The organism is Rhizobium sp. B21/90, assembly GCF_019355815.1.
Lineage (GTDB): Bacteria > Pseudomonadota > Alphaproteobacteria > Rhizobiales > Rhizobiaceae > Rhizobium > Rhizobium rhododendri.
In genome coordinates, this window is the sequence record NZ_CP072163.1 from 18,104 (window position 1) to 43,456 (window position 25,353).

Below are 25,353 nucleotides of genomic sequence, written 5' to 3' on the forward strand. Positions count from 1 at the left end.
GCTTCAAAACATCCTTCAACCAATCAGGTGAAGGATAGCGAGCGCAAGCACGACGTAACGCCCGGTTTTCGCGATGGCAACAAGGATTGTGAATGTAAGAAGTGGCTCCCGAAGAACACCAGCGATAACGGTGAGGCCATCGCCGACGATTGGCATCCATGACAGTAAAAGCGACCATTTGCCGTATCGCCGATACCATTTTATCGAGCGTTCCAATCCCTTGTCGCTCAACGGGAACCAGCGATACTCTCTAAAGCGCTCTATCCACCGCCCAAGAAACCAGTTCGCCATGGCTCCGAGAGTGTTGCCAACAGATGCAACGATAACCACGCCCACGACCGAAAATTTTGTCGAAAGGAGCATGCCGACCAGAACAGCTTCAGACTGCAATGGGAAGATGGTGGCAGCAATGAATGCCGTTGAGAACAGGCCCGCATAGGCGGCAATATTCAGCATTTTTCCAGCAATCTACGAGTTTGCGAGGAGCTTCACCTCCAATGATCCCGTCGGTCAGGACAGGCGCACCAAGGACCGAGGCCATGTAATGCGACAGGAGGGGATAGTCATCTCCGAAGAACATCCACGGGAACAGAATCGAATCCGAGCGCCAAAATTCCTCGCGCAATGGCCGCCAAGCGGATAACGCTTTCTGCGAACCCGGCGTCATAGAATTCCCTTGAATTGTGATTGGCCTGGCTCTCTAAAATCGGACTTAATCCCTGTCTCAGCCAGCGAGGTCTCGTCGGGAAATCAGCCCGGCAAACGGAAGGCGATCTGCGAGCGGATGGGGACCAAGGTCGGCCTGTCGGTTGTCTCTCTTAGGAAAGGACGTCCCGTGCCAAGTTGAGAAGCAACGAGAGAGGCGCCAGAAGGGCTCCTTCCCGTCCACAGGTTGTCTTGAGAAAAACGGCAAGGGTGTGCGGTCTCTGCAAGAGGCGCAATCGATGACCACCACCGCCGGTCTTGCCCCAGGCCCAAATATTGGGCTGAACCGCCGAAAGCCCGTGATTGCTCAGGCATTCAAGGCCGCTCGGTTTTGCCGACGATCGGCTGCGCCGTCACAGCGCCGCCCGCCCAAAAATGTCCAGCGCCCGCTGGCCGCATCAGGCTTTCCCGAGCTTGATGCCGGTCGCATCCGCCGTAAGATAGCCGACGGCCGCGCCGAAGCGGTCCTTGTAGTTGGCGCGAACCAGCGGATCGAGGCTATCCTTCACTTTGGCGTGGAGCTTCTCCCAGTCGCCCGGGTGCTGAAAGTTGCTCATCACATAGGTCCAGCCATTGAGTTCGTCGACCGCGTGGAGGCCCGTCGATTCCGCGCCGGCCGGCATCGACATGATGCGCGACAGCTGCCTGTTGTCGACATTGTAGGCCCACAGGAAGTTGTTGACATGCATGCCGCTGTCCTCGCCGACGAACAGGGTGCGCAGGCGCTCGGAGAACTTGATGTTATCCGGATTGCCGATCTTGTCGGGATTGGCAGTGTTGCCAAGTTCGTCGGTAGCGATATCCTCGCCCGTCAGGACAAATCGGGTCTCAAACGGCACCCATTCGCTGGCGATCGCCTCTCCGCCGCTGTCCTTCTGGGCACCACCCATGGAGTGCGCGAGAATACCGCCTGCCTCGAGAGGCTTGTCGAAACCGATGCCTGACGTTTGGTACCACCCCTTGCCGCCCTTGACCATCGAGTCCTTGATGTAGGAAATCGCCGAGTAGGCAAACTTGTCCTTCGCGTTGACGGTGGTGCCTTCCATTTTTGTAAAGGCCATGCTGCCGCCCATAAGCGCTGCATAGCGGTGTGTTTCCAGGAAGGCCGCGGCCTTTTCCATGCCTGGCGCGAGCTTCACCCAATGGAAGGATCCACTCATGGCGATGCGCGCGTAGCGCAAATCTTTGGGATCCTCCTTGGCGATCTCCATGATGGCCTCAGGCTTCACCGTGTCGGCGAGTTTCTCGATCTCCGCGCTGGTGGCATGGCCGAGCTTAATCCAGGTGATCGTGTCGGCCGGTGCTGCTGTGTCGGTGGACAGGGTGCCGCCGAGCTTGGCAACGTAGAGCGTCCCGCCGGAAAGGTCCGCTTCCCTGTCGGCGACGAACATGAACAGGCCGCCATTGGTCGCATCGTCGCCCATCAACAGCGTGCGACGGTCAGGCATCACCTGCACCAGTTCGTGCGAGATGCGACCAATGCAGTAGTGCTTGGTCAGCGTGCCGCTTCCGTCGGCATTGACCCTGACTTCAGGCAGGTGACCGTAATGATAGGGATTTGCAGCCTTCTCGTCTCCAAACAGATTTTTGCTATAGGCCAGGAGCTGCTTGTTCGATGAGGCCGCGAAGGCGTCGGGCTCGTATTCCTCGCTCGACAGATGGGTGTTCCAAGGCGAGAGGCTGGCGCCGCAGGTGATCCAAAGACCATGCGCCTGAGCGGTGTCGACGTTGTGGTACTTGACCAGGCCGAGCTTGCCGGTGCCCGGATCCTGATCGAGTGTCAGGACGGCGATTGGCGAGGGCATGCGGCCATAGGTGTCGTCGCCTTTCTGGTCGCGCGACATGTACTCGAACTGGACGACGGCGAATACAGTATTGCCCTTGACGCCATCGACCTTCGCGCCGGCGATCGGTGCCAGCAGCGAAGTCCCGTCTGGACAGTCGGAGAAAAACTGGCGCTCCCTGCCCGGTACCGAAGTGTCGATGATCGGCTTGTTGTGGATATCGTAGTAGCCGCCGGCCAGGATTTCCCCGCCCTTGCCGTCCGGCACCATGTCACCCGTCATGAAGAAGGGCTGATAGGACAGCTTGAACGCCTGCGTATTTCCGTCTTCGAGCGTCACCGTCAGCTGCGAAGCAACGGTCGTGGTCGCCATGGCCGCCGGATCCGCCAAAGAGGGCGCGGCCATCGAGCTGAACGTTGCCGAGACAAAGTTTGACGGCGCGGCGGCGGCATCACGCGCCGCGCCGAGAGCGAGAAGCGAGCTGGCGGCCGAAGCGCCGAGTGGCAGCATGGGGACGCTAGCGAGGAATTTCAGGGCCTGGCGACGCGTAGAGTGGGTGGATTCCAACATTTGATACCCTCCGTTTATGCCGGGTCATGACCCGACGCGACCGCGTTCGCCATGAGCAATGGACGGACTGCGAGCCTATTGTCTGGTGGGATAGCGGGATTGCAGGACGTCTTGATGAAGTGGAGCCCAGCATTTTTTGTCCCGGTCGAAGGACGGATACCGGAAAGCGTCGATCACGGAGCGCTTCCCTCACCGTCCTTGCAATGTGGGGGCGGTGAAAGTTTTCACACCCTGTGACTTGGGAAATTCGCCGCCTTCTCCCGTCTGAATGTGGCGTGGCATATGAAACCTAACTCAAAGGTTAGGATTTTGAGCCCCGTTTTCGGACCGTCATTTCCCCTTTCAATTCTAGGCTAGAGAGGCTCTGGTTTTGGCCTATGCGGCAAGTTGAAAATCCTGTCTTCTCTGGGCCGGGCAGCCTGCCTTCTGGCGAGTGCTCGTCTCCCTCGGGTATCGGCTGGAGCAAATCGCCCTGCAGCGGGGATGGCCAATCGCCCTTGCGCCGAGCGAAAAGGGACGCGGTCGACTCCCTCCTGACCCATCTCGACGCCTCCGCCGCAACGTCACGCCATTGGCCGTAACACGACGACGGGTTGGCCCGTTCGATTGACGAGCCGTGATCAGCCTCGGCGACTGGAGCCGCAATGGGCCACGCGGCAGCGCGGCTTGAAACCGTCCCAGACTAGGCCGGGCGCAGTACCTTGGGGCCGCTGCCGTGAGGCAGGCCGACATCATATTGGCGCGGTGACGTCGAGATGGCTCGGGAAGCCACGGCAGCGCCCCTCTCTAAGCAATTGGGAAAAGCGTTTTGGGCGCTCAGGGCAGCCAGGAAGGCGGCATTGAAAATATCGCCTGCGCCGACCGTATCCACCGCATCGACATGCGGCGCCGCAGTGCGGTGAAGGGCTCCCCGCGCATCGACGCCAATCGCCCCCGACGGCCCGCATTTCACGACAAGAAGCGAACCGGCGGGCATATGCGTCTTCAACTGGGCGGCAGCGCCTTCAACGCTCTCAAGACCTGATAGACCCAGTGCCTCAGCCTCGTTGAACAGGGCGCAGCCAGCCCGGGCCAGCCAGGCCATCGTTCGTGCCCTGTTCGCCGCGGTCCAGCCCCCGTCAGGCCAACCGGGATCAATCGATGTCGTGATACCGTGTAGGTCTGCCCAATCGAACAGTCGGTCGTAGTCGCGGGCCAGGGTCTCGGTCTGGAAAGCTGCGGACAGCAGCAGATGTCCTCCCTTCAGCCGTCGTGCATCGAGCGCCACCAATGCATCGTCGATACAGAACCGGCCAAGATGGCCGCGCGTGCTGAAAAAGGTCCGCTCGCCATCTGGATGCGTCACACCGACTGTGATCGCCGTCCTGTCGGGCGCCCGCACCCATGTCTCCGCGTAGGAACCGAACGCGCTTCGCAGCCATTCCCCGAACATGTCCTCACCCGTGCTGGAGGCAATCGCAAAGTCCACCCCCATACCCATCCAGGCGAGCGCTGTATTGCCAGCCGAACCTCCGACCCGCAGCTCGTCATGATCGACGATGACCTCCGTGCCGGGACGGGGCCAGGGGCTTGCGGGCCCCAGTATCAGATCGACATTCACATTGCCGATGACGGCCAGAGGGGTCCCGATATTCATCGCGCCGCCGCTTTTATCATGGCTTCAAACAGGGCCAGGTCAAATTTGGATTCTGCGGGCGGCGTCCGGTTCTCTCCACCTTGCGTTGCCGCCGCATGGAAGGCGCGCAGCTCGGCGTCGAACGGATCCTGGTAGAAGGGACCGAGTCTCGTGAGGACGTTGCCCTTCTCCGTGGACGCCTGGATATCAAGCGTCATCGGCAGATTGCGGATATAGGGGGTCGGATATTCGAATGCGAGACGTCCGGTTCGCGTGTTGATTTCGAAGCCCGCCTCGAAACGCACGACATCGCCAATCATGCATTCGTAGAGCGCGGTAAAGTGACCGTAGTCAAACAACGCGGTGATCTGTGTGCCGCCCTGCTTGATCTCTGTCGCGATAACCCGTTGGGGCACGCCGAGAAGGTCACGCATGGCCGACAGGGAATGGGATGACAGGCCCGTCAGCACGGAATAGGCAGTGACATGATCGGACGGCGCATCGGCGCCGCAGACATCGGCAACCATCGCCTGGCGCAGCGCACGGCTTTCCGCGACAAGAGCCGCGGCGATGTCGTTCTGCGGCGTGATGACCCGGTCGGTCTGCCGAAAGAACCACGGCCCCTCGCAGATGACGTCGCGCACGCGCACATAGGTGATGTCGTCGAGCTTCGGTAGGCGTGCTTTTGCCTCAAGGAAGGCAGGGGCGTATCGCCGCATGTAGCCGACCATCGCCACACGGCCGGAGGCCCGTGCCGTGGCATCGAGCTCGTCGAGGTCGCTCTGCGTCAGGCAACACGGCTTTTCGACCAGGACATGCTTGCCTGCTTCCAAGGCCGCGCGGGCATGGCGGCCGTGATACTGGTCGGGGCTCATCACCAGCACGGCGTCGATATCGCCTGAGGCGATCAACGCGCCGGGCGTGGAAAATAGCCGGGCGATGTTCCAGCGCGCGCCAATCGCTTCGGCGACAGACGGGGACGGGTCATAGGCGCCAGCCAGAGCGAACTGGTCTCCCAGTCGCTGCAAAATCGGCAGGTGGATGAGTTGAGCCACTTCCCCAAGGCCGATCAAACCAAGTCTGAGCACGTTTTTTTACCTTTTCACTCGGGGCGCCGCATCGGCGCAGACCTTAGACTCGCACCGTAGTGATGCGGGGCCCGTACTGCGGCGAGCCTGTTACATAATAAATATGCATTGAGGATTTTATCAATCCGAAAAATCCTGAATTCTGGACAATTTAAGGGGATCGCGGCTGGGGAATGCTCCCGTTATCCTATAAAAGTCCTAAAGTTAAAGAAAAAGCATGGACTCCCTTTCCCAACTTGCTGTTCTGGAATAGAAGATGTGTCGAGGATTTAATTCTCGATGGAGATGGAAACGATGAAGGTTGCGACGGCTCCGGACGCTTGGGGCGTATGGTATGCGGATGACCCGAAACAGACGCCGTGGACGCGTTACCTTGACGAGGTGCGCGATTCCGGCTTCACCTGGACGGAAACCGGGCCCTGGGGCTACCTGCCGACCGATCCCGCGCGTCTCACCGACGAACTGGCTGCCAGAGGACTTTCCGTATGCGGGTCGGCTCTGGTGCATCTTCTTGCGCCAAGGGATGCGATGGACACTTTGCGACCGCGCCTTGAGCAAACTTGCGGCCTGCTCAAGGCGATGGGGTCGGAGTGGGTCGTGCTGATGGACGATTCGGACCTTCCTCCGGCGGGCGGGCAGCGCGCGCTTTCGGCGGATGCCTGGAAGGGAATGGTGACGACTGTCAGGGAAGCCGCTCGCTACGTGGCCGAGGAACACGGCCTGCATCTCCTGTTTCACCCGCATGTCGGCTCCGGCGTCGAGACGGAAGAAGAGGTCATCCGCCTGGTCGAGGAAACGCCGGCCGAACTTGTCGGCCTTTGCTTCGATTTCGGCCATCACGCCTATACCGGCGCCGATGCCTTCGCCTTCATGAAGCGCTATGCCGAGCGGATCCCCTACTATCACTTCAAGAATGTCGATCCTGCGCTACTCAACAAGATCCGCGACGAGAATATCGATTTTATCAAGGGCTTCCAATCCGGCGTGATGTGCGAACTCGACAAGGGCATCGTGGATTTTCGCGAGGTGCGGGATTTCCTTGCGGCTCGGAATTTCGACGGCTATGTCGTCTACGAGCAGGATATGTATCCGTGTCCGCCCGAAAAGCCTTTTCCGATTGCGCTTCATAACCGTAAGGTGCTCAAAAGCCTCGGGCTCTGAAGCGGTATCGCATGGCGATCGCGCGGCAGGAAAACGGGCAGCAGGCGGAAGCGATTTGGAGCAGGAAGACAACAGGCCGATCAAGGATGAGGATGTCCGGATCGCGGGCAGCCGCATCGAGGATGCGCGGATTTTCAATCGGCGCCTCGTGTTCGAGACGATCTTCCAGCGCGCTCCAATCAGCCGTGTCGAGATTGCCGGCATTGTCGGGCTGAAACCGCAGACGATTTCATCAATCACCCGCGAACTCCTGGAACAGGGGCTTATTTCGGAAGCCGGGCGCTCGTCCGGCCTTCGCGGCCAGCCGCAGATCTACCTCGAACCCCATGCCGACGCTGGCTTTTCCGTCGGCATCCACATCGACCGCAACCATTGCCAGCTGATGATCTGCGACTTGAAACGCAGAGCGCGCGCGCGCCTGGAAATCTCGTGCAACACCCGCGATCCGGAAGAAACGGTTGCCCGCATGGCCGAGGGCATCGCGCAGGCGCTGGACGACAACGCTATTCCGCGCGGCAAGGTCTGGGGCATCGGCCTCGTGCTGCCGACATTCGGCTCCGATGTCTACGACTTTGATTTCTCCATGCAGCATTGGGAAGCCTGGCGCGACGTGCCCTTCGTCGAGAACCTGCAGAGCCTCTGCGGCTTGCAGGTGCTGGTGGAAAACGATGCGACCGCGGCAGCGATCGGCGAGCGCATCCACCGGTCAGGCGCACAGGATGCCACTTTCGTCTATTTCTACATCGGCCACGGGACAGGTGCCGGCCTCATCATCGACGGCTATCCGTTCAAGGGCGTCGGTGGCAATGCCGGCGAGCTTGGGCTGCTGCCGATCGCCGGTCTTGATGGATCGCCCGTCTGGCCTGAGACCGGCGCCAAGGATATCCTGTCGCTGACGGGTCTTGCCCATGCCTGCGGCATGACGGAGGAGACTGTCGACAACGATGAGCTCAACCGCCTGTGTGCCCTCAGGGATCATCGCTTGATGAACTGGCTGGCCAGTGCGGCTGCCGTGGTGCGCGATGCGACAGCGATCATCGAGGTCATGTTCGACCCGGGCTTCATCGCGGTGGGCGGGGCGCTGCCGCGCGCGATCGTCGAGATGCTGGTCGATCGCGCCTACCCGCTCCGGCCGACGCCGGCAGCCCGGCGCGACCGCGCGTTTCCGCGCCTGATGCCGGCGATCCTGATCTATGATGCGGCCGTCACCGGTGCGGCCATGCTGCCGATCTTCGTCAACACCAGCCATAATTTCCGTCACCTCTACTTCCGCCAGGTGCTGGGCGACGAACGTCCATTCGACGGGGCGTCGCCGGTCTGAAAGCCCTGCCGCGTCTCAATTGCGGGAGCGCCTTGCACCCGCAGCCGTCAGGACGGGACGGTTAAGATGACCTTGCCTTCGCGAAACAGCGCAAAGCGCGAGACGCGGATAGACAGTGTCTGTCCCTCGGCTATGTCCGCACTTTTCGGCACCTGGATCCGCACCATCGTGCCGTCGTCCGCCTGGCTCTCCACCTTGATGAAGGATCCGAGATTGACGGTCCGGGTGACGAGCACGCCGCCGTCGCCGGTCTGACCCTCGACGACGATGTCTTCGGGACGAACCGCAAGGGTTGCGGCGCCCGCTGTGACCGATGTCGGGATCTCAAGCCCCGCGATCCGGATGCGCCCCGCATCGACCGCGCAATCGAACATGTTCATGTCGCCGATGAAGCTTGCCACGAAGGCGGTCTGCGGTGTTTCGTAGATCTCGCTTGGGCTGCCGACCTGCTCGATACGCCCCGTGCTCATCACCACGATGCGGTCAGCGATGGATAGCGCCTCATCCTGGCCGTGCGTCACGAACACCGTTGTGATCTTGAGCTTACGCTGGATCTGCCTGACCTCTTCGCGCAGGCGGTCGCGCAGATGCTGGTCAAGGCTGGCAAAGGGTTCGTCCATCAACAGGATCTTCGGCTCGAGAACCAGGCAGCGCGCAATCGCCACGCGCTGCTGCTGGCCACCGGAAAGCTGGCGCGGCATCCGGTCGGCATGGTTCTGGAGACCCACCAGATCAAGCGCTTCCTTGACCTTCGCGGCAATGACCGGCTTGCTCATCTTACGCAGCTTCAGGCCGAAGGCGACATTCTCGAACACCGTCATGTGGCTCCACAGAGCGTGGCTTTGGAAGACCATGGCCGTCGGCCTATGTTCCGGCGGGGTCGACACGACGTCTGAATTGTCGATCAGCACCCTGCCGCCCGAGGGGCTCTCGAAGCCGCCAATGATGCGCAACAGCGTGGACTTGCCGGATCCGGACGGCCCGAGCAGGCACACCAGTTCGCCATCGGGAAAATCCAGGGACAGCGGCTCGATGGCGTTGATGGGGCCATACATCTTGGAGATATTGTCGAGGCGGAGCGTTGCCATGCGTATTTTCTTTCTCTTGGATTGCGCGTCAGCCGCCGAGGCCCTTGGCAAAGGCGTCGCCGCCGATGACCCGGCGCGCAAGCAGGATTGCCGCCAGCGACGGCACCCAGAGCATGACCGACAGGACCGCCCCATACTGCACGACCAGCTGGTTGTTGATCATCGACATCATCAGCAGCGGCATGGTGCGGATACGGGGTGCCCCGACGAGCCAGGCACCTTCCGTTTCATAGAAGGTCCACACGAACGTCATCAGCAGGGCGGCGGCGATGGTGGGAAGCGCCTGCGGCAGGGTGATCGACCAGAAGACCCGGAACGGCCCGGCGCCGACGTCGCGCGCCGCCTCCTCCATCTCACGGCTGACGGCCCTAAAGGCGGCCGTCGGAAGCCAGATCATCAGCAGCAGCGTGTTGAGGAGTTGGATGATGACCACCCCGCTATAGGTCCCGACCAGGTTCATCGAGAGGAACAGAACCGCGATTGATATGATCAGGGCAAAGCGGGGAAAGGCATTGGCCATCAGGAAGGACATCATGAAACCGGCCTTTCCGGGAAAGTTCATGCGCGCGAAGGCATAGGCCGCCGGCAGGCAGATCAACGCCGACAAGGCCGTCACGATCGTCGAGAGCTGCAGCGACGTCACGAAGGCGGCCCAGACTTCCGGTCGGCCCAGGACGGCGTACCAGTATTTCAGGCCCCATTTGGTCGGCAAAATGGCCGGGTAGAACCACTGCTCGGCAAAGGCCCAGAGGAAGACCGTGAGGATCGGCAGGGCGACGAACAGGACGAGGAAGGCGAGGATGATCCAGCCGAAGACGTCGACGCGGCGGTTGAAGGTCATCGGATGTCCTCCGCGCGGCGGGTCGAGACCGAGCGCACATAGGCAAGGCCGGCGATCGAGCAGATCATGAAGGTGATTGTCGCCTGCGTGGCGGCCTGGACGGGGTCGCGGACGCTGGCAAAGGTACGCAGCATAAAGGGGCCCATCATCTCCGGAGCGGTCGGACCCAGCATGAACGGCATCAGCGCCTGTCCGAAAAAGCCCAGGAAATTGAGCGCTGCGACGATCAGCAGCGAGTGCTTCATCTGCGGCAGGATGATGCTCCGCAGGATGCGCAGCTTGCGCGCGCCGATATCCCTTGCAGCCTCGATGGACGTGTCGGAGATATTGGACAGGCCGGAGACGAGGATCAGCAGCGCAAGCGGCATGCCGTCCCAGATCAGCCCGATCACCGGGCCCCAGGGCGTCAGGTAGGGCGAGTGGTAGCCCGGGATCCCGACCTTGGTGAGAAGACTCTGAAGCCAGCCATTCGGGCCCATGTAGCGGATCAGCGCATAACAGACGATGATGCCCGGCACGAACATCGGAAACAACGCCAGCCCCTGGATGAGAGACGCCAGCCAGCCGCGCGAAAACCGCATGTAGAGCGCGATTGGCAGGGTGATCGCGATCAGGAGCGCTAGGCTCACGAAGGTGGTCCAGAACGTCCGCATCAAGTTGGCAAGACTGTAGGGGTCGGAAAAAAAGAAGACGTAGCTGGAAAATGTCAGCCTGGTGCCACCGTCCGGCGACTTCCTGAGCACCGTGCTGAGTATCGTCAGCACGGCAGGATAGAAGAGAAAAACGGCGATCAGCAGGACGGGCAAGGCGATCAGGAGCAAGCCCTTAAGCTTTGCCGTCATTGTCCGGGCGGCGGCATCCATCGGCTGGGCCTCAGCGCTGGATGGTCGAGGCGACGTTGCGATACCAGGCTTCGAACAGCGCCGGCTCCCAGGTGGCCGGGAAGACCGGAATGGATCTCGGCGCGACCTTGGCGAATTTCGCCTGAAGTTCGGCGGCCATGAACTCCCATTTTATTCCGGGAAAGCCACCGAGCGCCGTGACGACTTGGTTCTGCACCTCCGGGGAAATCAGATAGTCCGCAAGCTTGAGCGCCGCGCCCTTGTTGGCAGCGACGCTTGGCACCACGATCCCCGAGAAGCCACCGGTGAAGGCCAAATCCTGGAGTTGGGCAATCGCGGTCGTCGGCGGCACCACGCCCTGGCTCATCGCCTGCAGCGCCATGTCGGACCAGGCGACCGTCATCGTGACGGCGCTGCTCGCCAGGAGCTGAATCGACGCTGTATTGCCGGACGTGTATTCGCCGCCATTGTAGAGCGAGGGTGCAATATCCTTGAGGAGTGGCCACACCTTCTCGAAAATCGGCGTCGCTGTATCAGCGGAGTAGTTTTCCGGCTGGAAAAGCTCCGGCTTCTTGCCGGTGACTTCCTGCAGCGCGCGCTCGATGAAGCAGGCGCCGGAATCGCCGAGGTCGGGACGGGCATAGGCGAACTGACCCGGATTGGCCTTGATCCAGGCCACCAGTTCCGGAAAGGTTTGTGGTGCCTTGGCAACCTTGTCGCCATTATACATCAACACGACCTGCGAGCCGCGATAGGGCAGAAGCGTCGCATCCTGAAGGACGACGGGGTCGACCTTGGCGTAATTTCGAAGATTGGCCTTGCTGAAATCGACCCAGAGACCGGCCTTGATGGAATCGGTCGGATAGAAGGGCGTCACCGCCTCCAGCATATCGACCTGTGGGTCCTTCTTGGCCTGGAAGGCCGCCATTGCACGGTCGGCCAAGGTGTTCATGGCCGAGCCGCCACCGCCGGCGACAAGATTGAGCGTCACACCCGAATTGGCCGCCTCGAAGCCTGGCTTGACGACCTGGGTCCAAAAATCGATGACGTTGGTGTCGCTGTTGAAAAAGATATCCAGAACGCCCGGGGCGGCCGAGGCGATGCGGATGCCGCCGGCCATGATTCCGACACCGAAAGCTGTCGTTGCTGTCAGAAACTCACGTCTTCCAATGTTCATGCTATCCTCCATTTTTCGGGCTGTGAAATGACTTGCATGCCGATATGTTGCCCTGGTCGTTCCCGGTGGCTGCAGATCTCCGCCTGCTCTAATTAAATACTTACCATGAATTTTATCGGCGATGTCAAGGGAGAGTGTGAGCAGAATTTCCATGGAGAAGTTTTTCTATCAAGCGAGGACCAAGTTGTGTGGCCAAAAATGAAAATATCTTATATCTTTATTGATGATTAAATATTGGGGGAGTTCCAGATGCGGGCTTATCGCGATCGCCAACGTAGCCTTGAACAGCTGTCGCGCCACATGGAAGTCTGGGTAGAGGAACTGCAAGCCTTCGAGATGCGCCAGCGCCTTGCCCTTACCGGCTGGCAGTCGACAAACCCGCAGGGCCAGCAACGGCCGATAGCGACCGGAGGCGCCTGGGACGACCGGTTCGGCATCCACCGCTTCGAAATGACCGGAAGCATTTCCGTTCCCCCCGGCGACGGCGTCGAGCTGCGGCTGGATTTCGGCGGCGAGGCCCTGGTGCGTCTGCATGGCGACGATGGGCAGGTCTTGGAGAGCTTTGCCGCCAATCCTTGCCACCGTCGCTTCCAGGTGCCGCAGGAGACGTCGCTGCGCATTGTGGCCGAGGTGGCCGCGCGCAGCCTGTTCGGCGTCCCAAACCGCGAGCCGCGTTTTGCAATGGCCGAGATTGTTCTGTTTCATCCCGAAATCCGCGCCTTGCGTCGCCGCCTGATGGTACTGCGCGACACCGCCAACAGCGTGGATGATGTCGAACTCTCGCGCTCCCTGTTCGAAGCTGGCGAGATTGCCATCAGCGGCCTGCGGCTTCCCACGGCCACGACCGCCGTTGCGCCGCGCGTCGCCGGCCGCCCCTGGGCACGCGATATCTGGGAGCGCAGCTTCGAGCCGTCGGACCGGCCCGAAGCACTCGGCAAGGAGGCCTTGGCGTCCGTTTGTCGTGCCTGCGAACTTCTGGATGGGATGCTCGATGATCTGCGCAAGGCCTATCCCAAGCAGGGCGACGTGCTGGTCACCGGGCACGCCCACATCGACTACGCCTGGCTCTGGCCGCAGCCGGAGACCGTGCGCAAGATCGTGCGGACGTTCAACAGCGTCAACTCACTGCTGCAGCGCCATCCGGACTTTCACTTTCTGCAATCGTCTTCGCTCTATTACAGCCATGTCGAGGATGAAGATCCAGCGCTGTTTGCAGACATCCGCAAGCGCGTGACGGAAGGCCGCTGGGAGATCATCGGCGGGATGCTGGTGGAATGCGACACCAACATGCCCTCGGCAGAAGCCTTCACGCGCCAGTTTCTTCTGGGCCAGCGCTATTTCCAGGCCAAGTTCGGCATCACCTGCTCGACGGCCTGGCTGCCGGACACTTTTGGGTTCACGGCCGCCATGCCGCAGATCATGCGCCATGCCGGCATCGATACGTTGGTCACCATCAAGGTCAGCTGGAACGAGACGAACCGTCTGCCGGAGAACCTGTTCCAGTGGCAGGGTAACGACGGCTCGCGGGTGCTTGTCCATACGTTCGACGCCTATGACAATGACGGTTACAACATGCTGATGACGCCGATGGCGCTGTGCGAGGTGTGGAAGAAGCATGGGGCCAAGGATCTCGTCGGAACCGTCATTGCCAGCTACGGCTGGGGTGATGGTGGTGGCGGCCCCGACCCGGACCAAATCGAGATCATGCCACTGCTGAACGCCATGCCGGCAATCCCGCATGTGCGCCAAGGACGCATCCAGCCGCATCTGGACGAGATACGTGTGGCGCTATCGGATGCAGCCCTGCCGGTCTGGGCCGGCGAGCTGTACCTCGAATATCACCGCGCGACCCTGACCACCCAGGGTCGCACCAAGCAGCTCAACCGCCGGGCCGAGCATGCGCTGGTTGCCGCCGAGGCCATGGCCGTCATCGATGCCCTCGACGGCGGCGTCACCGCCATGCCGGACCTTGCGCTCGATTGGACGCTCATGCTGCGCAACCAGTTTCATGATATCCTGCCCGGCTCCTCCATCCGCGAGGTCTACGAGCAGACGGAACCGGAGCTAGAAGGGGTCGTCGCCCGTGCCGACCGTCTGTGGCGACAACGCCTGGAAGCACTAGCATCGCGCAGGCGCGGCGCGCGGCGCGGGCTGCTTGTTGCCAATCTCTCCGGTTCGGCCAAACGGCAGTGGCAGCTCGAAAGCAGCGCGCCCCTCCCCGCCGGACTGGCGCCGCAGCACAGTCAAGCCGGCTACGTTGTAACGTTCGACCGACCGCTCCAGGCGCTTTCCCTCGGCTTCGTGTCGGCGACGGGACCGATCAGCAGCCTCGTCGTTGACGACAGTCGGATGGAGAATGCCTTCGTTCGCGTCATCCTCGACGCGCAGGGTCGGATTTCGAGCCTCCTTGACAAGCGCTGCGGCCGGCAACTGATCGATGGCGCCGCGAACCGGCTGATGCTCTATCGCAACGACCTTCCCCGCAATTTCGACGCCTGGGATATCGAACCCGGCTTCGAGCTCGGCGAGGAAGAGCTGTTGTCTCTGGAAAGCCGTGAAGTGACGGAATCCGGCCCGCACCGTGCAGAGATCACGTTGGTCCGGCGCTTCAGCGCCAGCACGATCACCCAACGCCTGCGGCTGTGGGCCAACAGTCCGCGTCTGGAGATCGTCACCGATCTCGACTGGCACGACCGACGCACCTATCTGCGGGCGGCCTTTCCCCTGAACGTGCTCGCCGAAGAGGCGGTGTTCGACCAGGCGATCGGCGTGACGCGTCGGTCGACCCACGATAATACCACCTGGCAGAAGGCACAGTTCGAAGCCTGCGGCCATCGCTTCGTCTCGCTGTCGGAAACGGACTGGGGCGCGGCCCTCTTGTCGGCCGACAAATACGGCTTTTCAGCCAAGGGCAACGTCCTGACGATCAGCCTCGTGCGCGGGCCGATGTTCCCGGACATGCTCGCCGATGAGGGGCACCAGCGCTTCACCTATGCGCTGCTGCCACATGACGGACGCTGGTGGAGCGCCGATGTGCAGGCGGAGGCTGATCTCGTCTGCGATCCGTTGCGCTTCACCGTGGCAACCGCAGATGCCGATTATGATCTGTCGCCTGTGACCATCTCTGACCAAGACGTGCGCATCCACGCGCTGAAGCCCGCCGAGGACGGTGATGGCTATGTGCTGCGTTTTTCCGAGGCGGTTGGCAGGCGCGGTTCCTATGCGATCTGCGTGCCGGATGGCCGCACATGCAGGGCTACAAACGCATTGGAAGCCGAACTTGAGGATATGCCATCCACTCTGAAACCCTTCGGCCTCGTGAGCGTCCGCTTCTGAAACGACACCTTGTCGCCCGTCCCTGCGCGCGAATGGATCTATACAGGTGGCGCCATTGACACGGCCTTCGCGTATCCCGGCGATGCGGCAAGTTTATGATATGGACGACAAATCTGGCGAGGCCGGATCTCGCCGATCGGCGCGGGGGCCGCGCCGTCTTGCTGGCCCCGCACACCCGGGAAGCCGCCGGACTGGCTCCCTGGGTGCGCCGACTGCTCGCCCTTCGCCGTCGGTTTCCCTTCCGGTATCCCGCCTGCTGGTGCTTGCATCAATTCGCAGCCGGCAAGAACGTCTGCGTCTTGCCGGTCAGGCGATAGGCGGCCAGACCCAACCATTCGTGAGCGGCGGTGTCGCTAACATCCAGTCCTTCGGCGATAGTACTAAACGGCAGTTTGAACTCTGCAGTTCGTGTGCGGTAATCAACGGGATAGGGAACGGTGGTGAATCCAACCGCTCTGAAGGACGCCACCGCACGCGGCATATTATAGGCTGAGGTGACGAGCAGCCAATTGTCGGACGGCTGTGGTTTGGCCACCGCCATGCTTTGAACGGCATTTTCATAAGTTGTCTGGGAACGGCGCTCAGTTTCAATGCGCTCTGAGGCTATCCCAAGGTCCACAAGCACGCGCTGGGCAATCTCCGCCTCGGTTTGAATTTCTCCGAGCACGAGGTGGCCACCGCCACCAGACAGGATAATGCGAGCCTGGGGATAGCGGCGTGCAAGCGCGGCAGTCTGAAAGATCCGCTCGGCATTGTTGTTGAGTGTAAGGCTGTTTCTACTCGCTGTAATATGGGCTTCTTCAGCCCCACCGAGCATCACGATACCTGTCACGTAATCGGGAAGGTCGGGGGCGGTGAACCGGTCCTCCAGCGTTGTGAGGACAGCGGGGCCGACCGGAGACCAGCCCGCTATGCAAAGCAGTACGGATGACGTGCCGAGCAACCAAAAGGCGGTGCATTTCCATCGTAGGAGTAACGCTGCGATCCCTAAAAGCCCGAGTAAAGCTATCAAATTCGATGGTAGGAATACTGACGCAACCAGTTGGTAAAATATGAGGAACATTCTACATCTGCTTTCAAGGGATAGCGTTGCGCCGGGGAGGTGTCTGGAAGCGACCTGTCATGTAGTTGCCGTTCATCCCTTAGAGGTTTTGTCAGACTACGCATCATTTAGTTCTGAATGACGCACGAAATCAGACGACTGTAACTTTTACTTTTCCAAGATTGGCCGAACTTTGATTTGGTTAGGTCGTAATTCGACCAACGACAACTCGCCTTCCTGTAGTGACGTGGCCCAGGGCCGGCACACCCAGAGTGCGGACACGATAAAGCAGATAGGTCGACTTACGGAATAGCCTGCTGCGGCTGCGGCCTGTCGAGCCCGGGACGGACCCAATCCTTCCTGGCACCGGCCTCAGCCTTCCTGGTACATCGAGGGGCAACCACGCAACCAGTATGTAAAAGAGCCGCGTGAATGACTGGCTCGCCCGCCCCTGCCCGGTCAATCTCAACACTATCGCGAAAAAGTCCGAAAGCGCGCAGACAGAAGTCTACAGCCGTCTCAACGACGCATAGGCGACGTTGCGATTGGCCCCTGACCAGACCGCCCCGTCGAATTTGCTCATATCGTTCGCCGCGTTCGATATTTTCCACATCTCCGACTCCGGCCTTAATAGGAGCGACCAATTCATAAAGGTCTCCATGTACCCATCCACGCCGACTTCGTCGGAGAAATTAGCAAACAAGAAAACCCCACCCGGCTTCAACATCCCTAAGCAATGGCGGGTCAGCTTAACGGCTACACTGAAGGATAGATAATCGTAGAGACCTGCGGCATAGATCAGGTCGAACGGACCGAGTTTCTTTCGTCCGGTGAGAATTTCAAGTACCGACCCACCCATGGCCTGGACGCAGCTTCCCCCATACTCCGCGTGCATGGAAGCAACACTCAGCGGATCCTGGTCCAGAGCGACCCATCGCTTGATCGTTCCACCATTTAGCGCGTTCGATTTTTCTGCTTCCCGCAAATGACCAGCGGCGATGGTAAGGACTTCGGCATCGGATCCACGACTTGCGGTGATCTCATCCACCTGACGGGTCAGGATGTCGCGACGCTCACGAACCGCGACTGATGAGGATGCATTGCTCGTGAATTCGTAGAGAGACCGTCCCCTTGCCGATGCTTGCTCTAGCGATCCACTTACGCTCGGGTGGCGGTAGATGAAGTCTAGAAGGTGTGCGTCGCCTGAATATCCTCTAGGCTTGTCGAATGACCAGCGCGTGAAGGGGTCTTCCAGGAAGACCGCAGCGACAGGATGGCTTCGTGCAACATCAACGAGTTCAGGCCAAGCGCCGGGGAAAAACTTTCTGCGCGTGAGGTGAAGCTGTTTGCTGAGCCGCTCGATGACGAGAGACGGCTCAACGCCGCTCTCAAACTGTTGCCGCGCAATCTCCAATGCCAGGGCCAGCTCGGCTTTTCCAACGGCTATCTTTTGGTGAAGCGGTTGATGCTGATGCTCAAACTCGCGAGCGATCAGTTCGGGGGTGATAAGACTTTGTCCATCAAGTTGCGTGGAGGTGCGGTTCAAAGCGGGACTCCCGTTAACAGAGTCGTAACTCTAATGGGAGGTAGGGCAACTTGCGAGTGGAAAAACTGCTCATATACCGAGAATTGAAAGACGGGTCGCCCATATCGATGGGGACGACGTCATACCCTCAAATCAATAACCGTGGTATCTTCATGATTTATCAGAATAAATCCGGATATTTAGGGAATGTGACGCAGCTTAAATCCGGGCACGCAGGTCTTGACGTGGCGGTTCATTTCGGGGCAAACGAAACTTCGGCGCCAATCTCCGACGCTGATTTTGTCGTGGAAAAGCCAAAACCGGCGACCCAAGAATTGAAGGCCCTCTATCGCCAAAAGCAGGCAGAAGCCCGCCGTGCCGTATCGAGGAAAGGGCTGTGGCTGGCCGTTCTCGTCTACCTCCTGTTTTCACTGACAGACCTGCTTTTGATCGCAGACGTTGCGCCTTATACGATCATAGCAAGATTTGTGGTTGGGGCTTCCGCGTTAGCCGTGATCGAACTTCAGTACCGCTTCGGCCAAAAGGCTGACAGTCTCGATATAACGTGCGCCGCCGCCCTGGTGTTAGGATATGTGGGCTGGCTGTTGCCGGCGATGGCATCCGGAGAGATATCAAATCTCTCCTATTACATGGTCTTCGGCGCAATATTCATGATGGGCATTAATCTTTTCTTTGACTTCAGAGTTTCCCTCGCACTAAGTGCTTCAGCTGCCGTTTTGGGTTCTTTTTTAGTTTCCCTTTGTTTCTTTCCGAGCGACATCTATCATACGCTTTCGTTCGTCATATTTTATGTTTGCTGCTTCATATTTACCTCTTATGTGAACTGGAAGCTGAATGCCGAACGCTATCAGGTTTTCCTGAACTCACTCGAGGCGGCCGCCCAGCATCACGAGGCGAGCGAGCGCGGCAAAGCTTTGCTCAGGCTATCGATTACCGATCCCCTGACAGGTCTATCCAACCGGCGCGCCATTGATCGCACGCTTCGCGAGTTCTGGGAGAAGTGGCGATCCAGCCAACAAAGCTTCACCGCAATCCTGATCGACGTCGATCATTTCAAAAGATTCAACGATTTGTATGGCCACCAGGATGGCGATGACTGTCTTGTTCGCGTTGCAGAAGTGCTCCGGGCAACCGTTGAAAAGTTCGGCGGCTCATTGGGTCGCTACGGGGGCGAGGAATTCATAGTGCTGACGCATACAACATCTGCCGAAGAGTGCTTTGCTTTTGCAGAAAACATTCGCAAAGCCGTAGAGGAGATGACGCCTTCACCCCAAATGCGTCCGCAGGGGGCACCGGTTGTTACCGTGAGCGTGGGCGCTGCACTGACCGGTCCGCACTCCGCAACAAAGGTCGAAAAGCTCATTCATGAAGCAGACCGAGCCCTTTATGCGGCCAAGGCTGGCGGACGCAATTGCACAAGGCTATATGATGCATTGGATCCCGCATGCCGCGATGACGAGGAGGACCTCGTCGCACTGCTGAGAGTGGCTCTTCGGCAGGAGTTGGTATCGCTCGTATATCAACCGATCCACGATGTCGCCTCTGGCTCAACGAACACTGTGGAAGCCCTGATGCGCTTGAAGACGGCTGATGGCGTTTCTATCCCTCCCATCGCATTCATCCCTGTCGCTGAGCATACGGGTTTCATCCACGAACTAGGGCGCTGGCTCGTTCGCACCGTTTGCATCGAGCTGCTAGCAAACAATCGAATTCAGACCGTTTCAGTCAACATCTCCCCGGTCCAGCTGAAGTCGGAAGGCTTTGCTGCGTCTGTCGCGGCCATTCTTTTGGAAACTGGGGTTCAAGGCAGCAGGTTGGCGTTCGAAATCACGGAAGGGTTGGACATTGACGTCGATGCACAGGTGTTGATGTGTGTCGAAGAGTTGCGCGGGCTGGGTATTTCAATCTGGCTCGACGACTTTGGTACCGGCTTTGCTGGGTTGTCCTGGCTTCGCGTGATTGATTTCGACACGGTGAAGATCGATAAATCCTTCTTGAACGACGCGACGTCGCCAAGGGGTAAGGCCATGTTGCGCGACATGGTAAGCCTTCTGCGCAACCACGTGGACGACGTTCTTGTCGAGGGTGTCGAGACCGAGGAGCATATGACGCTAATGCGCGAGCTCTGGATTGATCAAGTTCAAGGCTATCACGTCGGTCGTCCGGTTCCGGCCCATATGATTAAGTCTGGCGACGACGGTGCCGCAATCGCGTCGCCACATTAGACCCGACCGGGTGTTATGGTGGTGCGCGATCAATGCACGGCCTGTTCACATTTTCTAAGCTGACAGATTCGTCTCGGTGATGGACGGGAAGACATTTTACGTCTTTTCAGCCAGTAAAATTCGCCATGGTCGGATGGCCTTCTAATTTCGCTTTAGCCGCGAAACGGTGTACTTATGAAGACAAGCGGAACAGCACTTCGTCTGGAAGCCAGCACTCTCTGTTAGGGCGGGCGACGGCAGAGAAGATGAGCTTAGACTAAGGAACGGGTGGCTATAGTGAGGCTCGGGCTCCTACCGGACGGGTGGGAAAAACGCGTTGGACGGGCGACTGCCACAGGCACAATTTGAAGATCGCAACGCCGATCGCCAATATCCGTCTGTCAAAAAAGCCCGGCTCAGAGGCCGGGCTTTTAATGTCAGATAAATCAGATCAGAATGTGCGCTGGAAGCGCAGAACGCCACCGAACGTGTCGGCGTCGCGAACTGCGTTGTCGTATTTAATGTACGTCAGTTCAGGCTGAACCTTAAAGCCCTTGGCGATAAAGTAGTTTACGTTGGTGGTTGCTTCGAAGGTCTTACTGTCGGAATAGGCAAGCTGGGTATTCCAGTCGAGCTTGTCGTTGAACTTGACAGTCGTGCCGCCCCAGACAGTCCAGTCGCCCGTGCTTGCGCCGCTGGCGTCGCCGTTGGCGTAACGGTTGATCTTGTCGCCATCCGTGTTCCAGGCGCCCATAAGGAATGCCGAGAACGTCCCAAAATCGAGATCGAGGCGAGCCTTGATGGCGCCTTCTTCGACAACGGAGTCGTAGCCGCCGACGACCTTCAGGCCGACCATCCCGGTCTTGTAGCCGAGGCCAGCAACGAAGTCAGGAGTGTAATGGTCTGACTCATCACGGCCCGTGTTCGGGTCGGTTGCACCAGCGCCAGACTGGCTGTCCTCTACCGATAGAACGCCCGTCAATCCATTACCGCCGTCGTAAACGTAGGAGAGCTGGTTGAGCTCGTAAGGTCCGTCGCCGATCACGTCGTCGTTGATAACGTTTCCGGCGTAACCGATCCACTGCATGTATTGCGAGTCGGTTTTACCAACAATGAAACCACCAAGGCTAATGCTTGCGAACAAAACCTTCGAGTCGTTGTTACCTTCCGTCGAGTCGAAGCGGTAGATCATGTTGGTCTTCAGCGGACCGTATTCGGTGTCCGTTGCTGTGTCGACGTTGAGTTCAGCGCGGGTATGCCACTCGGTTCCGGTCTTCTGGCGAACGCCAAAGGCGTAGGGATCGTGCCACAGCGCTTCGGTACGAACCATGCCACCGACCTTGAGGCAGGTTTCCGTGCCTGGGATGTAGAAGTAGCCAGCGCCGTAGGCGTCGCAGATGCGGACATATTCAAGCGGCTCAGGCTCAGCAGCGACGATAGCGTCTGCAGCGTGAGCACCGGATACTGCTGCCAGGGCAGCAGCGGAGCCGAGAAGTAGGCTCTTGATATTCATGATTGACCTCCAGTTCAATGTTGCGAATAGATCCGGCACAGCCTGCATTGGGGCTCGCTCCCCATGTTCGCGAAGTCGAACAAACACACTTGCGCCTTCATTAGTAAGCATGGCTTTGTAATCGCTCGACCGCAAACGACTTCTTTCGCCAAAGCTGATTTAGGAAGTCCTTCGGCAAGTGATGTTGCAGAAAGGGCACAAAGTCCAGCTAGATTTACTGTGAAGATCTCAGTGGATGTCGGGGAGGCTCAAAGATAGTGAACGCGGCGCGCATGTCTCAATGATCGCCGACAGCACCAAGCTGGCGTTGGGTCCGCCTTCCCTACTTTGCCGGCGATCACTCGTTTCCGCTGCACAATTCCGGTTGAGTGACCGACGCTGACGAAGGTGCTCCCGGTCCAGAGCCTCCATCTTTTAGACAACGTCGCTTGATAGGCCTGCCCTCCTCCCGCTGTCGACCTCGGACCTCGTCGTCAACTGATAATGCGTATGTGCCGAGCAGCCTATCCTCGCTTCGATCAAAGGCAGTTGCCCAGCGCGAGGGATGCTGCGCTTCATGTGACCCGCTTCGTCACTATTTGTACGGCACCGCACCACTTCAGGAAAGAATTTCGTCGTCATGCTTGTCATAGACCCCACGTCCCGCGAGTTGGGGCCTCCGGCAAACCCAGGGCGGCTGAAAGAGGTGGACCGTCAGCGGCCTTCAAATCGCTTTAGCATCGCCCTCAGCTGCGCGTTTTGCTGTTTCAGGTGTTCCGCCAGCAACTGCTTCAGGCGTCGGTTTTCGGCATCGAGCAACGGCAACTCGTCAATGTGGGTGTCCACACTCGCAGCCTTCACCGTAGCGGCAGGCGCTGAGTTGCGACCCCGGGCGTTCTCCAACTGACTTCTCCGACCATGCTTCAGTGTCCCTGCCATTTTCGGTTTGAACTTGTCTTCTGCCGGATGGAACGCGGTGTTTTCCAGGCAAGCCTGTTCTTGCTGATGCCGTCGGATATCGTCGGGCCCGGTCGACGGCAGCAGACTGAGTTGGTTTTCACCGGCCTCATGGATATCGGTAGCATCCTCCGGTTCGAATGGTTGATCAACACGGGAGATGGGCGCCTGCGAAACGGCGTTCTGCATGAACGGGAGCTTTGCTTCCGCTTCCCGCACAAGTGCTCCAAAATCGGTCTCGCCCCAGATGGATTTCGGCCGAGTCTTCAACCGCCGGCGCGCCGATTTGATTTCGACGACGAAACTGCGTTGCTGTGGTTTCATTGCTGAATTCTCTGGTGATCGTCTTGCAGGCTCAGGAGCGGTCGAAGCGCACGAGCATTGCTCTCAGCTGGGCATTCTGCACCCGGAGCTTTTGTGCAAGCTGGTCTCTCAAATGCTTGATGTCCCTGTCGAGATCTATGACGTCGTTGGAAAGGACGTTCGTTGGCGACGATAGGCCTGCAACGGGCGTCTCCGCGGCGCCAACGGCGGTCTCAGGTGTTAGATCGCCGCGGACTTGCCTTAACCCCTTGCCCCTCGTCTTGGGTGCCTTGAGCGACTGAACATCTACCTCACCTGCAGGTAACGGGTCTCGCGGATCGGAGATGGACTGCCCTTGATCCCCAGTCGCCTTGGCCGTCGCTGCATGTATCTCGTCCAATGGCAAGGCGGGTGCTGCTGGATCGGTTTTACCGTCGGTCGCAGCCGCCGTTGGCACTTGAACGTCGGCGACAGGTGAATCCATATCCCCAGGCCCGGCGGCGCCTTCCGGAGAAGAGAGGAGAATAGTCTGAGCGGGCTGTAGTTCTACCTCGACATTGCCGGCACGTCCGCCATCTTTCGTATCAGACGTCTTTTGCCGGGACATCAATCGCGCGAGGTATTGCCAAGGTGCTTTCATTGTAAGTCTTTCCGGGCGGCAGACAACGCGGTGGTTCTGACAGCCCCAATCCGGCTCGCAGGGCGAGCCGGAACATCTTTAACACGAGCTTCGAAAATGGTGGCGTTGGTCGATTGCGCACCGCCGGCAGGTATCTGCCCAGATCAGACGCCGAGGCGTTTGCGTAAATCAGCATTTTCCGCACGCAGCTTTTCGGCCAGGGTCTGGCGAAGCCGCTTGTTTTCTTCCTCAAGCTGAATGAGATCAACCATCTCGTCGCTCGTAGTGGCGGCGGCGTGTGGCGTTGGCAGAGTGATAGGCTTAGCTTTTGCGGCCGCTTTGCCGGCCGTCTTCCTCGCGGTGCCAAGGGCAGGCTTTTCGCCATCCGCTGGAACGGGTTCAGCACGCGGGGTGCGCTTTTGACGAACCTTCGGTGAGCTTGCAGCAGCAGCCTCGATTTCGGCCTTGGACCGTCGTGGAGCACGCTGCTTTTTGGTCACAGCCGCCTCTTGCGGCGCCTCCAATTCTGCAACTTCACTTGGGATGCCTGTTTCGCTTTCGTCTGCCATTGCTCTCTCCATGACGGTATGGATTCTTTTCGACTGCTAGACAGCGGATGTCAACAGAACCGAACTAAATCATCGGTTGACGCGCAACTTTTGCATACAGTCCGACTTCCCAATTGGAGTTATAGGCCGCAGATTCCCGTACGAAGCACTCGCCAGCGACATCTTGAATATGGCGGCGAGATCGACGTCCACTGGTGGTGCCCGCGAGCATGGCGCGTAGCTGCGACCCCACGATTGGCAAAGTGCCGGGGGAACTTTCGACTCACTGGGGCTTAAAGCGAGCGTCGAGCGGAGAGGCGAAGCACCTCACGCTATGGGTGGCCCGCTCGCAGGCAGTTCAACAAACATCTCCGGCGATCTGGCGACTTGGCCAAGGGCGGGACGCATCGTCGGTGCCACGATCATTCATGCTCCAAGCCAACATACGGTCAGGCGGGGAAAGAACTCATCAAAGCGGGCGAGACCCCTGAAGAGTAGAATGACAAGCCCGCTAAGCTCGCGCAAAAGGAGCGCAGCGCGCCCGACGATCAGATCGGAACGCCGAAACTGGGCTCGCGGGGCGCTCCATGCCTATTCACAAATCACGGGACGACTATCGAGAAAATGGGATGCCCGCTGTTTATGGTGGAGGCAAGTTACGCAGAGACTCGCTCGCAGCTGGCGAAAGATACAGGTCTGGGCCAGAAGGATCGCTTAACGCGTTCGATGAAGTGATTTCCCGAATTGTCACTCACCGAACCGATGTCGGAATCACGGCATGATGGCAGGGCTGAAACGGGCAACCCGGCGTATCTCTGGACGTTGGCGTATCACAGGGCCATGATAACCGACAGCTCGCGCGACTGAAGTAAGATGTGCAACGATTTCTAAAAAGATATTTTTCGGATTGCTGCGTAGCTTTGGACTTTTGGTTGTAGTGATTAGTCTGGTTAAATTTGAAAAGGAAGCCGGGACTTGCGGAGCATGCTCACGTGGTGGATGGATCACGTCTTTCAAAAGGACGGGCCGTTGATAGCCCCACAAGCGGGTGGCTCAACAATTGGGGCGACGCAAAAGTAAATTTTTTGCCGTGCTTTGCTTCGAGGTAATTTTC

General features: G+C 59.2%; 18 protein-coding genes. 4 read left to right on the forward strand and 14 right to left on the reverse strand.

Annotated elements, in window-relative coordinates:
• Window positions 1-15 precede the first annotated feature (15 nt).
• The 4 genes from J5278_RS18400 to J5278_RS18415 form a co-directional block, all read right to left on the reverse strand.
• Window positions 16-456, reverse strand: coding sequence for a YqaA family protein (locus J5278_RS18400; RefSeq protein ID WP_219258869.1), 441 nt, complete (start codon window positions 454-456; stop codon window positions 16-18).
• A 647-nt stretch (window positions 457-1,103) separates the two neighbouring features.
• Window positions 1,104-3,059, reverse strand: a complete 1,956-nt coding sequence (locus J5278_RS18405; protein ID WP_209185972.1) for a PhoX family phosphatase — start codon at window positions 3,057-3,059, stop codon at window positions 1,104-1,106.
• A gap of 682 nt (window positions 3,060-3,741) precedes the next feature.
• Complete coding sequence (locus tag J5278_RS18410) at window positions 3,742-4,695, reverse strand: carbohydrate kinase family protein (protein WP_142831820.1); 954 nt, start codon at window positions 4,693-4,695, stop codon at window positions 3,742-3,744.
• Entirely contained in the window at window positions 4,692-5,762 is a 1,071-nt protein-coding gene (locus J5278_RS18415; RefSeq protein ID WP_209185971.1) for a Gfo/Idh/MocA family protein, read from the reverse strand. The genes J5278_RS18410 and J5278_RS18415 overlap by 4 nt, the downstream gene beginning before the upstream one ends.
• Before the next feature lie 294 nt (window positions 5,763-6,056).
• Here J5278_RS18415 and J5278_RS18420 point away from each other — a divergent pair, with 294 nt between their 5' ends.
• Both J5278_RS18420 and J5278_RS18425 read left to right on the forward strand, forming a co-directional pair.
• Complete coding sequence (locus J5278_RS18420; protein WP_224129352.1) at window positions 6,057-6,923, forward strand: sugar phosphate isomerase/epimerase; 867 nt, start codon at window positions 6,057-6,059, stop codon at window positions 6,921-6,923.
• A 55-nt stretch (window positions 6,924-6,978) separates the two neighbouring features.
• A complete protein-coding gene (locus tag J5278_RS18425; protein WP_247749844.1) occupies window positions 6,979-8,244 on the forward strand; it encodes an ROK family transcriptional regulator in 1,266 nt (421 codons plus the stop codon).
• Between the two features lie 47 nt (window positions 8,245-8,291).
• On the opposite strand, the gene J5278_RS18430 is transcribed toward J5278_RS18425, so the two are convergent.
• The 4 genes from J5278_RS18430 to J5278_RS18445 are packed head-to-tail and all read right to left on the reverse strand — an operon-like array spanning window position 8,292 to window position 12,192.
• Complete coding sequence (locus J5278_RS18430) at window positions 8,292-9,332, reverse strand: ABC transporter ATP-binding protein (protein WP_209185968.1); 1,041 nt, start codon at window positions 9,330-9,332, stop codon at window positions 8,292-8,294.
• 28 nt (window positions 9,333-9,360) lie between these two features.
• A complete protein-coding gene (locus tag J5278_RS18435) occupies window positions 9,361-10,173 on the reverse strand; it encodes an ABC transporter permease (RefSeq protein ID WP_142831816.1) in 813 nt (270 codons plus the stop codon).
• Complete coding sequence (locus J5278_RS18440) at window positions 10,170-11,036, reverse strand: ABC transporter permease (RefSeq protein ID WP_224129356.1); 867 nt, start codon at window positions 11,034-11,036, stop codon at window positions 10,170-10,172. Before J5278_RS18440 ends, J5278_RS18435 begins: the two co-directional genes overlap by 4 nt.
• A 10-nt stretch (window positions 11,037-11,046) precedes the next feature.
• Window positions 11,047-12,192 carry an extracellular solute-binding protein gene (locus J5278_RS18445; protein ID WP_209185967.1) on the reverse strand — a complete coding sequence of 382 codons (1,146 nt, stop codon included), beginning with the start codon at window positions 12,190-12,192 and terminating at the stop codon, window positions 11,047-11,049.
• 249 nt (window positions 12,193-12,441) lie between these two features.
• On the opposite strand from J5278_RS18445, the gene J5278_RS18450 reads away from it, so the two are divergent.
• A complete protein-coding gene (locus J5278_RS18450) occupies window positions 12,442-15,528 on the forward strand; it encodes a glycoside hydrolase family 38 C-terminal domain-containing protein (RefSeq protein WP_209185966.1) in 3,087 nt (1,028 codons plus the stop codon).
• A 268-nt stretch (window positions 15,529-15,796) separates the two neighbouring features.
• Here the strand turns inward: J5278_RS18450 and J5278_RS18455 are convergent, their stop codons facing one another.
• Window positions 15,797-16,591, reverse strand: coding sequence for a YdcF family protein (locus J5278_RS18455; protein ID WP_142831813.1), 795 nt, complete (start codon window positions 16,589-16,591; stop codon window positions 15,797-15,799).
• 487 nt (window positions 16,592-17,078) lie between these two features.
• Window positions 17,079-18,116 carry a class I SAM-dependent methyltransferase gene (locus J5278_RS18460; protein WP_209185965.1) on the reverse strand — a complete coding sequence of 346 codons (1,038 nt, stop codon included), beginning with the start codon at window positions 18,114-18,116 and terminating at the stop codon, window positions 17,079-17,081.
• A gap of 152 nt (window positions 18,117-18,268) precedes the next feature.
• On the opposite strand from J5278_RS18460, the gene J5278_RS18465 reads away from it, so the two are divergent.
• Window positions 18,269-20,341, forward strand: a complete 2,073-nt coding sequence (locus J5278_RS18465; protein ID WP_142831864.1) for a bifunctional diguanylate cyclase/phosphodiesterase — start codon at window positions 18,269-18,271, stop codon at window positions 20,339-20,341.
• Between the two features lie 430 nt (window positions 20,342-20,771).
• Here the strand turns inward: J5278_RS18465 and J5278_RS18470 are convergent, their stop codons facing one another.
• The 4 genes from J5278_RS18470 to J5278_RS18485 form a co-directional block, all read right to left on the reverse strand.
• On the reverse strand, window positions 20,772-21,833 hold the full coding sequence (locus tag J5278_RS18470) for a porin (RefSeq protein ID WP_142831811.1): 1,062 nt from the start codon (window positions 21,831-21,833) through the stop codon (window positions 20,772-20,774).
• A 693-nt stretch (window positions 21,834-22,526) separates the two neighbouring features.
• Window positions 22,527-22,988: a hypothetical protein gene (locus tag J5278_RS18475; RefSeq protein ID WP_209185964.1), complete on the reverse strand. Its 462-nt coding sequence runs from the start codon at window positions 22,986-22,988 to the stop codon at window positions 22,527-22,529.
• Between the two features lie 136 nt (window positions 22,989-23,124).
• On the reverse strand, window positions 23,125-23,712 hold the full coding sequence (locus tag J5278_RS18480) for a hypothetical protein (protein WP_142831809.1): 588 nt from the start codon (window positions 23,710-23,712) through the stop codon (window positions 23,125-23,127).
• A 143-nt stretch (window positions 23,713-23,855) separates the two neighbouring features.
• Window positions 23,856-24,260, reverse strand: a complete 405-nt coding sequence (locus J5278_RS18485) for a SyrB-like regulator (RefSeq protein ID WP_142831808.1) — start codon at window positions 24,258-24,260, stop codon at window positions 23,856-23,858.
• Window positions 24,261-25,353 lie beyond the last annotated feature (1,093 nt).

Bases quoted from the DNA above. Each gene is read 5' to 3' on its own strand.
- J5278_RS18420 (WP_224129352.1), top strand. From the start codon at position 6,057: ATGAAGGTTGCGACGGCTCCGGACGCTTGGGGCGTATGGTATGCGGAT.
- J5278_RS18400 (WP_219258869.1), bottom strand. From the start codon at position 456: ATGCTGAATATTGCCGCCTATGCGGGCCTGTTCTCAACGGCATTCATT.
- J5278_RS18480 (WP_142831809.1), bottom strand. From the start codon at position 23,712: ATGAAAGCACCTTGGCAATACCTCGCGCGATTGATGTCCCGGCAAAAG.
- J5278_RS18455 (WP_142831813.1), bottom strand. From the start codon at position 16,591: ATGTTCCTCATATTTTACCAACTGGTTGCGTCAGTATTCCTACCATCG.
- J5278_RS18485 (WP_142831808.1), bottom strand. From the start codon at position 24,260: ATGGCAGACGAAAGCGAAACAGGCATCCCAAGTGAAGTTGCAGAATTG.
- J5278_RS18430 (WP_209185968.1), bottom strand. From the start codon at position 9,332: ATGGCAACGCTCCGCCTCGACAATATCTCCAAGATGTATGGCCCCATC.
- J5278_RS18405 (WP_209185972.1), bottom strand. From the start codon at position 3,059: ATGTTGGAATCCACCCACTCTACGCGTCGCCAGGCCCTGAAATTCCTC.
- J5278_RS18470 (WP_142831811.1), bottom strand. From the start codon at position 21,833: ATGAATATCAAGAGCCTACTTCTCGGCTCCGCTGCTGCCCTGGCAGCA.
- J5278_RS18440 (WP_224129356.1), bottom strand. From the start codon at position 11,036: ATGGATGCCGCCGCCCGGACAATGACGGCAAAGCTTAAGGGCTTGCTC.
- J5278_RS18410 (WP_142831820.1), bottom strand. From the start codon at position 4,695: ATGAATATCGGGACCCCTCTGGCCGTCATCGGCAATGTGAATGTCGAT.
- J5278_RS18445 (WP_209185967.1), bottom strand. From the start codon at position 12,192: ATGAACATTGGAAGACGTGAGTTTCTGACAGCAACGACAGCTTTCGGT.
- J5278_RS18450 (WP_209185966.1), top strand. From the start codon at position 12,442: ATGCGGGCTTATCGCGATCGCCAACGTAGCCTTGAACAGCTGTCGCGC.
- J5278_RS18435 (WP_142831816.1), bottom strand. From the start codon at position 10,173: ATGACCTTCAACCGCCGCGTCGACGTCTTCGGCTGGATCATCCTCGCC.
- J5278_RS18465 (WP_142831864.1), top strand. From the start codon at position 18,269: ATGATTTATCAGAATAAATCCGGATATTTAGGGAATGTGACGCAGCTT.